Source organism: Parasphingorhabdus sp. (assembly GCF_039968395.1).
GTDB lineage: Bacteria > Pseudomonadota > Alphaproteobacteria > Sphingomonadales > Sphingomonadaceae > Parasphingorhabdus.
In genome coordinates, this window is record NZ_JBDVPV010000005.1 from 130523 (window position 1) to 143962 (window position 13440).

Sequence of the window (13440 nt, forward strand, 5' to 3'; positions counted from 1 at the left end):
CAAATGAACAATTCTGAAACGCCGGCTGTGCAAAACGAGTTGCGAACGCGGGTTGTCGTCGGCGTCGCGCTGGTTGCCGTTACCGTGTTCACCCTTGTTGTGGGAAACCATCCGATTGGCCAGCATGCACTCTGGTTGTTGGTGACTCTCATGGCGATGGGAATTTTGTCCGAATGGTCGGCACTTGTCGGGCGCCAGGAAAATAAAAAACTGGCTATCTACGCGCTGTTCATCCCACTGGCGTTGATGTCACCGCTGGCGGCGGGACCGTCCTTTCTGGCACTGGGCATGATCTTTGGAGCCGCGCTTTTCGTCTCGGTCTTCGATAAGTCATTACGTCTGGCATATGGCGTGATCTACGCCGGTCTTCCCGCGCTTGCGGTGTTGTATTTGCGAGGCATAGACAATGGACTTCTGATTCTGTTCTGGACCCTGGCACTGGTCTGGGCGACCGATATTGGTGCCTATTTTGCGGGACGGGCCATCGGCGGACCGAAGCTGGCGCCGAAATTCAGTCCGAACAAAACATGGGCAGGGCTTGTTGGCGGCGTTTTGGTCACTGCGTTGTTCAGCTTTGTATTGCATGCCTACTGGCAACTTCCGTTCCGTCTGGTTCTGCTCAGCATGCCTCTGGCTGTGGTTGCGCAAATGGGCGATCTGTTTGAAAGCTGGCTGAAACGCCAGGCTGGTGCAAAGGATAGCGGGACGATCTTTCCGGGTCATGGCGGGGTAATGGATCGGCTTGATGGACTCATTCCGGTTGCCCCTCTGGTGGCTGTATTCATGTTGGTAACCAATAGTTGATGGCCGGGTCTGTCCGAACCGTATCGATATTCGGGGCTACCGGATCCGTTGGCACTTCGACGCTGGATCTGATCAGGCTCGAGCCGGAAAAATATCGCGTTATCGCACTGACCGCGAATGGAAATGCGCTGGAACTGGCCAGACTCGCAAAGGAGTTTGATGCCGAAATCGCAGTCATTGCAGATGCTGCGCAATATCAGATTTTGAAGGAAGCCCTTGGCGGGAGTTCGGTTGAAGCGGCCTGCGGTGCCGAAAGCCTCGTCGAAGCAGCAGCCCGCGGTGCGGATTGGACAATGGCGGCAATCGTTGGTTGCGCCGGACTTCCCCCGACTCTGGCTGCTCTTGCGTGCGGGAAGACCGTAGCCCTGGCCAACAAGGAAGCTTTGGTGTCAGCTGGCGAATTGATGATCGCAGAAGCCACGCGGAGCGGTGCGACTCTTCTCCCGGTGGACTCAGAACATAATGCAATTTTCCAGTGCCTGCAGGGTGGGCATATTGACCAGGTCCGCAAGATCACATTGACCGCAAGTGGCGGACCTTTCCGGACATGGTCTCTTGATCGGATGGCTGCAGTCACTCCGGAACAGGCCGTTGCCCATCCCAACTGGGATATGGGAGCGAAGATATCCGTCGACAGCGCGACATTGATGAACAAGGGGCTGGAGTTGATCGAAGCCTTCCACCTTTTTCCGGTTGGGTTGGCGAATATCGACATATTGGTGCATCCCCAATCGGTCATTCATTCCATGGTGGAATATCGTGATCGCTCGACTCTGGCACAGCTGGGTTCTCCTGACATGCGCATTCCCATCGCCAGTAGTCTTGCATGGCCGGACCGGATGGAAACCGAGTGCAAACCTCTTGATTTAGCCGAAATTGGCAATCTCGATTTTGAAGCGCCGGACTATGACCGTTTTCCGGCATTGCAGCTTGCGCGTTCGGCGATTGAGGACGGAGGTGTCAAGCCGGCGATACTCAATGCCGCAAACGAAGTTGCTGTGGCTGCGTTTCTCAAAGGCGCCGTTCAGTTTCTGGACATAACGGAGATTGTATCGCGGGTGCTTAGTAGTTATAGCCCGCCGCAACCTGTCAGTCTTGCGGATATTTTCGCAGCCGACGAAGAAGCGCGCTGCAGGGCTGATTTGGTAGTTGAGGAAATGAAAGTTTGACTGAAAACCCTGGATTATTGCTGACTTTGTTCGCATTTCTGATCACCATCGGATTGCTGGTGTTCGTGCATGAAATGGGCCATTATCTCGTGGGCCGCTGGTGCGGGGTCAAGGCTGAAACTTTTGCGATTGGATTTGGCAAGGAAATTACCGGCTGGACCGACAAGCGCGGGACACGCTGGAAAGTGTGCATGCTGCCACTGGGCGGTTATGTCCAGTTTGCAGGCGACATGGACCCGGCGAGCACGCCGAGTGATGAATGGCTGGCTCTCCCGCCGGAAGAACGCAACCGAACTTTTCAATCCAAATCTCTCTGGAAACGGGCAGCGATTGTGTTCGCCGGCCCTGCCATAAATTTCCTGTTTGCGGCTTTGATTCTTGCCGGATTTGCACTGGCTTATGGCGAGCCCTATCGCCCGCCGGTTGTCATGGACGTTGCTGCCGATTCTGCCGCAGAAAAAATGGGTCTCCAAAAAGGAGATATCATCACCTCCTTCGCCGATCGCGATATTGGAACCTTTGAACAATTTGCGCAGCAGGTAGCCATACGTCCGGACGAAAAGGTGACGGTAGAAATCGAGCGCAATAATCAAGAAATGACTGTTTCGGGCGTTGTCGGTTTTCGGATCGAAGAAGACAGATTCGGCAACCAGTACAAGGTTGGCCTGATGGGGTTGCCCTTTCCGGCCAAAAACATCCGGGACGTGTCACTGGCCGAAGCACCGGTTGTTGCCGTTCGGCAAACCGGTGAGATTGTTGATCTGATTGTGACAACCCTCGGGCAGGTTATCAGCGGGCGGCGTTCAATTGCCGAACTTGGCGGGCCATTGAAAATTGCTCAGGTTTCAGGCGAGCAATTTGCTGCCGGGCTCAACCAGTTCATATTCTTCATTGCCCTGATCTCAATTAACTTGGGGTTCATCAACCTGCTGCCAATCCCCATGCTCGATGGGGGGCATTTGATGCTCTACGCGATTGAAGCAGTGAGGAGGAAACCTGCTAATCCGAAGGTACAGGAATGGGCATTCCGTTCGGGCTTTGCGCTCGTAATGATGTTCATGCTGGTCGTGACATTTAATGATTTGTCGTCGTTTGGACTGTTCCGGGCATTTGGCGGTTAGCCGGTCTGGTTATTGCCTATTGATTGCCCATTGATTGATGGGCCTGGTTGGGGCAGGGGGTTCGCAAAGTTAATGCAGTTTTTGCCATTAACTGGAAATTTTGAATTTAAGGCGTGAAAGCGAGTTAGTCTGTGAAGCAAAAGAAACGGCTCCTGCCCATCCTGATGTGCGGTACGATTTTGACAGGAATTGCAGCACCGGCAACGGCGCAGGAAACAGTTGCAACGCCAGAAGTGACGCCACCCGAGGTGGCACCCATAGACAATTCGATTCGGTCTATCGTGGTCAATGGCTCCCAGCGGCTCGAACCCAGTACCGTACTTTCGTACATGCAGCTTCGTATCGGCCAGACATATACCCAGGAAAATGCCGATCAGGCGCTGAAGGATCTGTTTGAGACCGAATTGTTCAAGGATGTGAGCATCCGGAATAACGGCGGCGCTGTGGTGATCGAAGTGGTTGAAAACCCGGTGATCAACCGGATTTTGCTCGAGGGCAATAAACGGATCAAGGAAGACAAGATATATCCTGAAATTCGCCTTGCACCCCGGCAGATTTTCACCCGGTCCAAAGTGCGGGCAGATGTTGCGCGCATCGTTGAACTCTACAAACGCAAAGGTCGCTTTGCGGCGAGCGTCGAACCGAAAATGGTCCAGCTTGACCAAAACAGGGTCGATATTGTCTTCGAAATCAACGAGGGTCCGAAATCCAAGGTCCAGCAGATAAACATTATCGGCAACCAGAAATTCTCTGACGGCAAGCTGCGCGGCGAAATGGCGACGAAGCAGGCACGCTTTTACAGATTCTTCAGTTCCAGCGATACTTATGATCCGGATCGTCTCGCATTTGACCAGCAGAAATTGCGGCAATTTTATCTGACCGAAGGCTATGCCGATTTTCGGGTCATTTCCGCTGTAGCTGAACTGACGCCTGACAAAAAAGACTTCATCATCACCTATGTGGTGGAAGAGGGCGAACAGTATAAGTTCGGTGAAGTGTCGGTAGAAAGTGAAATCCGGGATTTTACGGCTGATACACTGACCCCCCTTCTGCCGATGAAAACCGGTGATGAATATAATGCCAAGCAAGTTGAGGACACGGTTGAATCGCTGTCTGAAACCGCGGGTCTATTTGGATATGCTTTCGCCGACGTCCGACCACAGTTCGATCGGAATAAAGAAGACCTGACGATGAGTATCGTCTTCCGGGTGGCCGAAACTCCCCGTGTATATGTCGAGCGGATTGACATTAACGGGAATACGCTGACCGTGGACAAGGTTGTTCGCCGTGAATTCCGGTTGAATGAAGGCGATGCGTTTAACAGCTTCCAGGTCAAACGCTCTGCTAACCGGATCAAGTCTCTGGGTTTTTTCCAGGAAGAACTGGAAATTGAACAAAAACAGGGAAGTGCGCCTGACCGCATTATTCTGGAGGCGAATGTTGAAGAACGGGCGACCGGCGAGTTGCAGCTTTCGGCCGGCTTCTCCAGCGTCGAGAATTTTATTCTCCAGGCTTCTGTCCGTCAGCGAAATTTCCGCGGCAAAGGACAGGAATTGCGGGCAAGTGTCAGCTATTCCAGTTTTTCTCAGGCCATCGAGCTTGGATTTACCGAACCCTATCTGTTTGACCGCAACATCGCGGTCGGGGTGGACTTGTTCCGCCGTGATTTGAACAGTTTCGGTTTCGGCAGTACTGGCGATCGGCGAACCACATTTGAACAGCTGACGACAGGTTTCCAGATACGTGCAGGTGTTCCGATCACTGAATATCTCTCCGCGTCACTGCGATACGGCCTGAGTTTTGACGATGTTACTCTGGACGAGGACCTGTTCTTCTCGCAAAATGCGAATGGCGTTTTGGCCTGCGATCCCATTCGGGCTGGACGTTTTCTGTGCGATGCCATCGGCAAGCGAACGACCTCGTCGCTTGGTACCTCGTTGATTTATGATGATCGTGACAGTCGCGTTCGACCAACCCGTGGTCAGACAATTGTTGGAAGCCTCGACTTTGCAGGCCTTGGCGGTAGCGTCAAATATCTTCGCGGTGTCGTAAATGCATCCAAGCACTGGCGCGTATTGGGAGATTTCATCTTCACGGTAAGCGGTGAGGGTGGTTATATCCACCCCCTGGAAAACCGCGGCAGCGCTCTCGATGGCATTGATGATGTCCGACTGACGGACCGGTTTTTCCTCGGTGAACCGCAAATTCGCGGATTTGATATTCGCGGCGTCGGCCCCCGAGTGGTTCGCAGTGGAACGGTTCCAGCCATTGATGACAATGGGAACCTGGTGAACATGCCCATCATCGAAAATAACCAGGGCCAGCAATCAGACGATGCGATCGGTGGACGGGCTTATTATCTCGGCCGGGCCGAACTGGAAATTCCTCTCGGTTCCGGCGCGCGTGAACTGGGCCTGCGTCCGTCGATCTTTGTGGATGTTGGCGCGGTATTTAACGTGACCCAGCCATTGCTGCTCACCGACGCGCAGACGCAGACCACGGGAACAGTTGCCGTCAGGGATGCGACCGGTGCAATTGTGACAATGGATGATGGCACAGGTACTCAAGTGGCGGTAACCGCGACTGGACCGCTATTCCTCGCTCGAGATGACATGGGAGCTGTCGTTCGGGTCATCGATGCAGTCGACGCCAATGGCGTTGCAAACCCGATCGCCACTAATTTTGTAGAGCAATTCTTTGGTGATAGTCCAAAGCCTCGACTATCAGTCGGTATCGGGGTAAACTGGAATTCACCATTTGGTCCATTCCGGATCGATGTCGCCAAAGCGCTTCTCAAGGAACCGGGCGATGACACCAAATTATTTACATTTAACGTAGGAACACAATTCTGATGACCAATTTTTCCAAAACCCTTTTGAAATCTGCGGCTCTCGCGATGACCGCTATTGCGGTTCCGGCAATTGTTGCAGCGCCCGCCTCGGCACAGTCGCGCACAGGTATCGCTACGGCCAATTACGAAGCCGCCGTTGTGCGATCGCAGGCGTATCAGACTGCCGTGACCCAGATGAAAACAACCTACAAAGCTGATATTGACGCGACCAACGCGCGTGCCGCGGCGTTGCAGACTGAAATTCAGCCACTGGTCGCAGCTTATAATGCTGCTGTTCAGCAGCCGGGTGCCAATGCGCAGACGGTGCAGCCTCAGGCACAGGCATTGCAAGCGAAGCGGACGTCCGGACAGCAAGAACTGGCGCGTTTGCAGCAGCGTGTCACGCTCGCCACATCTTATGTACAAGAACAGGTTAGCCTGCAATTGACCGCTGCCATCCAGACAGCAATGAAAGCCAAGAATGTTGATTTGGTGATTTCGCCGCAAGCGACTGTCGCGCGTGAGCCATATGTGGATATCACCGACGATATCGTAGCTGAATTGAACAAACTTGTTCCTTCGGCTTCGATCACACCGCCTGCAGGCTGGCAACCAGGCCAATCGCAGCAAAACGCACAGCAGCAGCCAGCTGCCGCTCAGCCAACCGGACGGTAATCGCGGCGATGGCTGAACTGTTGGACTATGACGTCACCAAGGTGATGGCGGTGCTTCCACACCGTTACCCCATGTTGCTCGTCGACCGGGTTGAAGAACTGGTCAAGGATGAATCCATTCGCGCGGTGAAAGCCGTGACAATGAACGAAGGGTTTTTCCAGGGACATTTCCCGGGTCGTCCAATCATGCCGGGCGTTATGATCGTGGAAGCGCTGGCGCAGGCCGCTGGCGTTCTGGCGATGGAAAGTTTTGATTTGGTTGGGTCCGGAAAATTGGTCTATTTCATGGCCATTGACGGCGCCAAGTTCCGTCAGCCCGTCGAGCCAGGCTGTCTGCTTTCACTCAACGTTGAATTTGTGCAGAAGCGGCCGAGAGTTTGTAAATTCGCCGGAAAAGCAATGATTGGCGACAAACTGGCCGCAGAGGCGAGTTTTACGGCGATGATTGCCGATCCGCCTGCGGCCTGACCGGAACAAAAGAATCTTGCACTTTGTAGCGGCGGCGGTTAATGCGCCGCTTCTCAACAAATTATTCGCTTGGGGATCTGGTCGGAAACCAGCCCGCTATGGAGCAGAAAATGAAAAAAGATACACATCCCGATTATCACATGATCAAGGTTCAAATGACGGACGGAACCGTGTTTGAAACGCGCTCGACCTGGGGCAAAGAAGGCGAGACGCTGCAGCTGGATATCGATCCAACATCACACCCTGCATGGACCGGCGGAAACCAGCGTTTGCTGGATGCTGGCGGACAAGTTGCACGCTTCAACAAGCGCTTCGGCGGATTGTCGCTCAAGAAAAGCTAATATTGGTCCTGTGCCGGGCGCCGCGGGCGCTTACCACAGGCTGATATCGCCAAGCCACGGCTTCAGGAGCACTAGCTTCTGACGATAGATCTGTGCGGCTTGCTCTGTCGTGATGAGCAAAAGCTGTACTTCTGCATTTGAACGTAGCTGGCCGATGAGATGTCGGTCTGCACGGATCACTTGTGCAATTCTGGGATATCCGCCGGTTGTCTGCGCGTCAGATCCCAGCAAAATCGGCTCTCCATTAGGTGGGCACTGGATCGTGCCAGGGAACACCGCGGCGCTGGCCATGGAAGACATTTCCTCGGTGTGAAGGTTCACGCCTGTGAGTCCCAGACCCATACGATTGGCACGCATGCTGACGCGATGCCTGACATGTTCCAGAGATTGTCGGGATTGTTCGTTCAAAACCGAATATTCTGGTCCCGCAATGATCCGAAGCAGATATTTGTCGCCGTGAACCGGTCGCAGGTTCTCGGGTGTCCGAACAATCGGGACAGATTGATCTGAATTTGAACAATCCAGACGATCACCTGCTTTTAATGCACGGCCCTGAAAGCCGCCAAGCCTTGCACCCAGATATGTGGACTGGCTGCCCAGTACGGCTTCAGATTGAAGTTTTCCCGAAACCGCCAGATAGGACCGGCAACCGCTCCGTGCGGCATCGATGACAAGCCTATCTCCTTTCCGGATTGGTGTGGTTTGATGCAGAGCCGCCGGTTTGTCGTTGATCCGCAATTGGCTGGCGGCCCCCGTGACTGCGATTGCACATGGCTCGTCCGCAACAAATTCGGCCCTGTCCAGCGTGACTTCGACCGCGGCTTCTGAACGATCCTTGCCAACCAGGCGATTGGCCAGCGCGAATGACAGACAGTCCGCAGCCCCCGCCGCTGGCATGCCGAGATGGCGATAGCCCGTAAACGGCATGGCTTGCAGCGTGGTCTGCATTCCCGGTCGGATAACAGTAAAGGTCATGAATTATGATCCTTGGCGATCCGATCAAACTGGTGGTGGTCAATCCGGGTAAACCGGATCGCCTGATCAGGTTGCAGGATATTCGGCGGGCTTTTTCCGGGCTCAAACAGAGAAAGCGGCGTTCGGCCAACAATGGGCCAGCCACCCGGGCTGTCAAACGGGTAAATGCAGCCCTGAACTCCGATCATGCCAATGGAACCGGCCGCGACTTTTTGGCGCGGACTGTCGAGCCGCCCTATGTCAGGAATCGTCTGGTTGCAGGCCAGATAAGCAAAGCCGGGCATGAACCCCAACATTGTCACTGTGAACGAGAGGCTGCTGTGCCATGCCATAAACTCGTCGGACGAGCGTTTCAGTAGCTCCGAAACTCTCTCAATATCATAGCCAAATTCCTCGTCATAGCAGATTGGAATTTCGATCAAAGATGGTGGCGGCGGTGCACTTTTTGGTGATTGTTGCAGCAAATTTGCAAAAAGGTTCCGAGCCTCTTCCGGCGTATATCTGGCGGGATCAAACTGTACGGCAATGCTGTCCAGACCGGGTATGATATCCTGCCAGCATCCCGATTCCTGCAATATCCTGCCAAACGCATGAATATCTGACCGATTGCGGACTTCACAGTTAACCCAGTCATCGCAGACATAAATTTCCGGGTTCGCTTCCATCACGACTGCGGGCTGGCAATCTCGACGCCACTGCGCTCTATTCCCCGGCGAATGACACGCGCTGTTTCCAGCGCACCCTTGCTATCGGAATGCAGACACAATGTTTCGGTGGGGACGGTGATGAGGCCTCCGGATGCGGTCGTGATATGGGCCGCATTTGTCAGCGCCAGAGCCTGTTCCAGTCTTGGCTCTTCACCGGCAATCACGGCTCCCTCGATATTGCGCGAAACGAGACGGGCGTGGTCATCATAGCGACGATCGACAAAGGCTTCTGCAATGAACCGTATTCCGCTGCGTCTGGCGGTGTCTGCCAGCACCGTATCCGCCATGCCGACCAGGGCTAGTTGCTCCTTTTTGGCGAGAGCAACAAGAAGATCACTGAGCTGCGGATCATCCTGAGCGTCATTATAGAGTGCACCGTGCGGCTTGAGATGAAAAAGCTTCACAGCAGTCTGTTGGGCAATGGCAGTAATATCTCTCAACTGGCCCTGCAAACTGACGGTCAGGTCTTCCGCAGAAATTTCCATGGTTGACCGGCCAAAATTGTCTCGATCCGGATAGGATGGATGCGCTCCGGCAGATACATTGTGCCGCTTTGCCGCCCGCAGCATCGTTTCCATGCTGCGCGCTGAACCGGCATGCCCTCCACAGGCAATATTGCAGCTGGAAATCACTTGCATGATGGTGAGGTCCCGGGCGATTCCATCCGGGCTCTCGTCTTCACCCAGATCTGCATTGAGGTCGATTGTCTTGATCATGGCCAGTAGCCCAGTGCCCGTGCGATCAGGCGAATGCCTAACAGACTGGTCACGATCAGAACCGTGCCTCCGGCGATATTCGCCTTCCAGCTGTTCACATGTTCGCCAAGTATCGCCTTGTTGTTTGCCAGCTTCAGAAGAAATGCAGCGATAACAGGCAATAACAGGCCATTGGCGATTTGCGCGATGAAGATGATCTCGACCGGACTATAGCTCAACAGCGCTCCAAAAGTGCCCGATAAAATCACCAGAAGTGCCGCCAGATTAAACGGTAAACGCGAACCGTCTTCTGCCGATTTTCCAAATATTTCCTGCACGATATAGCCCGTGGCCAGAGGCGCCGTTATGGCGGATGTCAGGCCGGCAGCAAACAGTCCGATTCCCAGCATGACAGATGCAAAATTGCCGAAGACCGGGCTGAGCTGTGCTGCCATATCCGCAGCATTGGCAATTTCACGGTCTGTTCCGAACATGCTGGCGGCGGCGGTTGCCAATATGGTGATCGAAATCAATCCGCCCAATCCGATGGATATGACATTGTCTGCCTGTGCTTCCGGCAATCCCGTCGGGGATTCCCACCGATTTCTGGCACTGGCGGCGTGGAGGAACAGATTATACGGCACGATGGTTGTCCCGATCAACGCGATCGCTGTCAGCAAACCGTCCTCCGGAACATGCGGGATAAAGCCTGCGAGAATTGCGCCAATATCCGGTTTGGTAAGAACGAATGTCACCAGGAACGCTGCGCTCATCAGGAGTACCAGGGATATCAGCACCCGTTCGACCCATTTGGGCTTGGAGAATAGCAGCAGCGCACCGGCGAGCAATGCTATGGCGATGATGACCAGCGGGCGAGCATCTCCGATATCGGCACCTGAAAGGGCCTCGACACCCAGTACGGCGCCAGAGATATTCCCCGCTTCATATGCCGCATTCCCCAAAACCAGCGCCGCAATCAGCAACAGCGCCGCAAGAAGGCGAAAAATGGGCGTGCTGACGGATTGCATCATGGCTTCCGCCAGTCCCATACGGGATACCAGTGCTATCCGAACCGCAAAACCCTGCAGCAGGATGGTGGTCGCAGTTGCAAATACCAGTGCCCAGATGAGGGCAAATCCAAAATTCGCACCTGCCAGTGTGCAGGCAGTAACCGTTCCTGGACCGATAAACGCAGCAGATACCATCATGCCCGGTCCAGGGCGGTAAGCGGATAGTTTCATTGGCTATTCCCTGGTTTATTCCGGCGACCATGGCCATGGGCGCTCGCGATACCATTTGGTGATGACATATTTGGTCCCGCTGCGCACCTTCATTCCGTGATGCATGGTTCGGTCATTGACTGTGCCATCCGCTCGCATGTTATTCCAGCAGAGAAGAGTTCCGGTTTTTGGAACAAATTTCTTGTTCAAATGCGTGAAGCTGGTAGCGCCGCCCGCGCCGGGTTCGTTGAGGTAGATCATGAAGGTCCAGGTCCGCTGCCCGGATATCGTACAGAATTTTTTGAAATCGAGGCCGTCGGGGTCAAAATAGTCGGTATGGGCCTTGAACTCCTGACCAACTGCATATCGCTGTCCCTGGAGCGGTTCACCATATTTTGGATGAATGTCCGCAAAATTACAGATTTTCTGGTCGATTTCAGTCACGAACGGATCGTGATGATCGAGATCACAGGTTTCGCTGGTCCGAAAATAATCATCACCATTTGCATCTGCAATTGTCGATGGTCGGCGTTTTTCGTCGATGAGCTGGATCAGACTTTCACATTCTACCGGTCTGAGGAAGTTCTTGATGATGCACAATTCTATATCTTTGTGGGGATAGCGCTGCACTCCGCCCAGAGCGACCAGAAATTCTGCAGATGTCGTGCTGGTTTCGAGCATCGGGCTATCCAGAAATATTGCTTGTCGTGCTGCGCAGACTAAATGAATTCGGTGCCATCGCAACTGCTGTTTGCGCATGGGATGGATGCGGTTATAGAAATATTTGATATGACAACCGAAAATCTCTTTGATAGTCGGCGCTCCGGCTTCACGCTGGTGGAGATGATGGTCGCGCTGCTGATCTTCTCTCTGCTCGCGGTGGCGGGCGTTGGACTGCTGCGTTCCGCGGTTGATTCCAATGAAGTCACGGATCAGAATTTGCGCGGCATGGCGGAAATGCAAAGACTGGTCTCGCTCATGGAAGCGGATCTCAGTCAGGCGATAGCGCGCACATACCGGGATGAGGAGGGTAACAGAAACCCTGCCTTTGCCGCCGATGAGAGAGCTTCGGATGATGATATATTGACGTTTACCCGGAGCGGTCAGAGCAATGTCAACGATGAGCCCCGGTCCAATTTGCAGCGCGTATCCTATCGATTGATAGATGGAAGTCTGCAGCGCTATCAATATGCGATGACGGACGGGGGTGCGATAAGTGATCCCGCTATATTGATCGACAGTCTGGAAAATGTGCAGATGCGCTATCGTGACAAACGCGGCCGTTGGCTCGACCAATGGCAATCCGAACGGATGAATGACATGCCTCGAGCGTTGGAGATACAGTTTGAACAATCCGGTCGAACCTATCGGCACCTGTTCCTGATCGGCACAGGCTATTTATGAGCAAGACCAGTTTTACTTCCCCAAAAAGGGAGCGCGGAGCGGCCTTGCTTACGGTTTTGTTGCTGGTTGCGGTGCTGGCGATACTGGCGGCCCACGGTATCGATCGATTGGCTGGCGCGGCCAAGCTGACGTCGAACTCGCGCGAGTTGAGTCAGGCCAAAGCCTATGTGGTGGCGGCGGAATCCATGGGTATGGAAACGGCACGTCAGATCGTATCCATCTCTCCCGACCGGACCACGAATTTCGGAGGCTGGAATGGCGAGGAAAATATAGTGCCGGTTCCTGGCGGTGTCATAACCGCTGTTATCTCGGACGGAGGGAACTGCTTCAATATCAACAGCCTCGTGGAACAGCGAGGCGCTGTTCTTGCTGCGCGGCAAACCGGATTTGACCAGTTTGTCCGGTTGATGATCCGGCTGGATGTGCCGGATGGGGATGCCAGTGATATCGCCGAGTCAGTTACCGACTGGCTGGACAGCAACAATGTAGCAACGCCGCGCGGGGCCGAAGATGATTATTATCTGCAACTCGACAATCCTTATCGGACGGCCAACGGTCTGCTTGTCGACATCAGTGAATTGCGCGCTATCAAAGGGTTCGATGCCGCGATTTATGCCCGTCTTGCGCCCTGGATATGCGCCTTGCCGGTCACGGACCTGTCTCCCATAAACGTCAATACATTGCGCCCGGAACGCTCCCTGCTTCTTGAAATCCTCTCGAGTTCTCCGACCAACAGCGTCCAGGTTCGGCAGTTTCTGGGCAACCGTCCCGAGGTTGGTTTTGCCAGTGCTGCCGAATTCTGGTCTCAATCGGTACCGGCAAGCTTTAATGTAACGTCAGACACAGAATCTCAGGTCAGGGTCACGACGCGCTGGTTCCGGCTGGCGCTTGCGGTCGAGATGCAAAGTGCTTTGGTCGAGGAAGATGCATTGGTCGATGCTGCGCGGCAACCTGCACGTCTTGTTCACCGGCGGCGAGGCGATGCATTGTAAGGTGATAAATTTGCATTGTGCAGCGCTGTAAATACTTGAC

The 13440-nt window shown here is 54.0% G+C and carries 14 protein-coding genes; 9 read left to right on the plus strand and 5 right to left on the minus strand.

Annotated features, from left to right (window positions below; genetic code table 11):
* Positions 1–3 precede the first annotated feature (3 nt).
* The 7 genes from ABJI30_RS11325 to rpmE all read left to right on the plus strand — a co-directional run bounded on the left by ABJI30_RS11325 (position 4) and on the right by rpmE (position 7407).
* Positions 4–804, plus strand: coding sequence for a phosphatidate cytidylyltransferase (locus ABJI30_RS11325; RefSeq protein WP_348016802.1), 801 nt, complete (start codon positions 4–6; stop codon positions 802–804).
* A complete protein-coding gene (locus tag ABJI30_RS11330; protein WP_348016803.1) occupies positions 804–1973 on the plus strand; it encodes a 1-deoxy-D-xylulose-5-phosphate reductoisomerase in 1170 nt (389 codons plus the stop codon). Before ABJI30_RS11325 ends, ABJI30_RS11330 begins: the two co-directional genes overlap by 1 nt.
* Entirely contained in the window at positions 1970–3094 is a 1125-nt protein-coding gene (gene rseP, locus ABJI30_RS11335; RefSeq protein WP_348016804.1) for an RIP metalloprotease RseP, read from the plus strand. Before ABJI30_RS11330 ends, rseP begins: the two co-directional genes overlap by 4 nt.
* Before the next feature lie 164 nt (positions 3095–3258).
* The gene (gene bamA, locus ABJI30_RS11340) at positions 3259–5946 is read left to right on the plus strand and encodes an outer membrane protein assembly factor BamA (RefSeq protein WP_348017810.1); all 2688 of its coding nucleotides are present in this window, start codon (positions 3259–3261) and stop codon (positions 5944–5946) included.
* Complete coding sequence (locus tag ABJI30_RS11345) at positions 5946–6599, plus strand: OmpH family outer membrane protein (protein ID WP_348016805.1); 654 nt, start codon at positions 5946–5948, stop codon at positions 6597–6599. The genes bamA and ABJI30_RS11345 overlap by 1 nt, the downstream gene beginning before the upstream one ends.
* Positions 6600–6607: 8 nt before the next feature.
* Positions 6608–7066: a 3-hydroxyacyl-ACP dehydratase FabZ gene (fabZ, locus tag ABJI30_RS11350; protein WP_348016806.1), complete on the plus strand. Its 459-nt coding sequence runs from the start codon at positions 6608–6610 to the stop codon at positions 7064–7066.
* A 110-nt stretch (positions 7067–7176) separates the two neighbouring features.
* A complete protein-coding gene (gene rpmE, locus ABJI30_RS11355) occupies positions 7177–7407 on the plus strand; it encodes a 50S ribosomal protein L31 (RefSeq protein WP_348016807.1) in 231 nt (76 codons plus the stop codon).
* Between the two features lie 30 nt (positions 7408–7437).
* Here the strand turns inward: rpmE and ABJI30_RS11360 are convergent, their stop codons facing one another.
* Genes ABJI30_RS11360 through ABJI30_RS11380 form a run of 5 tightly spaced genes read right to left on the minus strand, consistent with a single transcriptional unit; the run spans position 7438 to position 11685 of the window.
* Positions 7438–8382 (minus strand): biotin-dependent carboxyltransferase family protein, encoded by a 945-nt coding sequence (locus ABJI30_RS11360; RefSeq protein ID WP_348016808.1) that lies wholly within the window; start codon positions 8380–8382, stop codon positions 7438–7440.
* Positions 8379–9047: a carboxyltransferase domain-containing protein gene (locus tag ABJI30_RS11365; RefSeq protein ID WP_348017811.1), complete on the minus strand. Its 669-nt coding sequence runs from the start codon at positions 9045–9047 to the stop codon at positions 8379–8381. The genes ABJI30_RS11360 and ABJI30_RS11365 overlap by 4 nt, the downstream gene beginning before the upstream one ends.
* Entirely contained in the window at positions 9047–9805 is a 759-nt protein-coding gene (pxpA, locus tag ABJI30_RS11370; RefSeq protein ID WP_348016809.1) for a 5-oxoprolinase subunit PxpA, read from the minus strand. Before pxpA ends, ABJI30_RS11365 begins: the two co-directional genes overlap by 1 nt.
* Positions 9802–11025, minus strand: a complete 1224-nt coding sequence (locus ABJI30_RS11375; RefSeq protein ID WP_348016810.1) for an Nramp family divalent metal transporter — start codon at positions 11023–11025, stop codon at positions 9802–9804. The genes pxpA and ABJI30_RS11375 overlap by 4 nt, the downstream gene beginning before the upstream one ends.
* 15 nt (positions 11026–11040) lie before the next feature.
* Positions 11041–11685, minus strand: coding sequence for a 2OG-Fe(II) oxygenase (locus ABJI30_RS11380; RefSeq protein ID WP_348016811.1), 645 nt, complete (start codon positions 11683–11685; stop codon positions 11041–11043).
* 108 nt (positions 11686–11793) lie between these two features.
* Here ABJI30_RS11380 and gspJ point away from each other — a divergent pair, with 108 nt between their 5' ends.
* The gene (gene gspJ / locus ABJI30_RS11385; protein WP_348016812.1) at positions 11794–12408 is read left to right on the plus strand and encodes a type II secretion system minor pseudopilin GspJ; all 615 of its coding nucleotides are present in this window, start codon (positions 11794–11796) and stop codon (positions 12406–12408) included.
* Positions 12405–13400: a type II secretion system minor pseudopilin GspK gene (gene gspK / locus ABJI30_RS11390; RefSeq protein ID WP_348016813.1), complete on the plus strand. Its 996-nt coding sequence runs from the start codon at positions 12405–12407 to the stop codon at positions 13398–13400. Before gspJ ends, gspK begins: the two co-directional genes overlap by 4 nt.
* Positions 13401–13440 lie beyond the last annotated feature (40 nt).

Coding starts and splice junctions, on each gene's coding strand:
- ABJI30_RS11360 (WP_348016808.1), bottom strand. CDS start 8,382: ATGACCTTTACTGTTATCCGACCGGGAATGCAGACCACGCTGCAAGCC.
- ABJI30_RS11325 (WP_348016802.1), top strand. CDS start 4: ATGAACAATTCTGAAACGCCGGCTGTGCAAAACGAGTTGCGAACGCGG.
- ABJI30_RS11330 (WP_348016803.1), top strand. CDS start 804: ATGGCCGGGTCTGTCCGAACCGTATCGATATTCGGGGCTACCGGATCC.
- ABJI30_RS11345 (WP_348016805.1), top strand. CDS start 5,946: ATGACCAATTTTTCCAAAACCCTTTTGAAATCTGCGGCTCTCGCGATG.
- ABJI30_RS11380 (WP_348016811.1), bottom strand. CDS start 11,685: ATGCTCGAAACCAGCACGACATCTGCAGAATTTCTGGTCGCTCTGGGC.
- bamA (WP_348017810.1), top strand. CDS start 3,259: ATGTGCGGTACGATTTTGACAGGAATTGCAGCACCGGCAACGGCGCAG.
- gspJ (WP_348016812.1), top strand. CDS start 11,794: ATGACAACCGAAAATCTCTTTGATAGTCGGCGCTCCGGCTTCACGCTG.
- ABJI30_RS11365 (WP_348017811.1), bottom strand. CDS start 9,047: ATGGAAGCGAACCCGGAAATTTATGTCTGCGATGACTGGGTTAACTGT.
- gspK (WP_348016813.1), top strand. CDS start 12,405: ATGAGCAAGACCAGTTTTACTTCCCCAAAAAGGGAGCGCGGAGCGGCC.
- ABJI30_RS11375 (WP_348016810.1), bottom strand. CDS start 11,025: ATGAAACTATCCGCTTACCGCCCTGGACCGGGCATGATGGTATCTGCT.
- fabZ (WP_348016806.1), top strand. CDS start 6,608: ATGGCTGAACTGTTGGACTATGACGTCACCAAGGTGATGGCGGTGCTT.
- pxpA (WP_348016809.1), bottom strand. CDS start 9,805: ATGATCAAGACAATCGACCTCAATGCAGATCTGGGTGAAGACGAGAGC.
- rpmE (WP_348016807.1), top strand. CDS start 7,177: ATGAAAAAAGATACACATCCCGATTATCACATGATCAAGGTTCAAATG.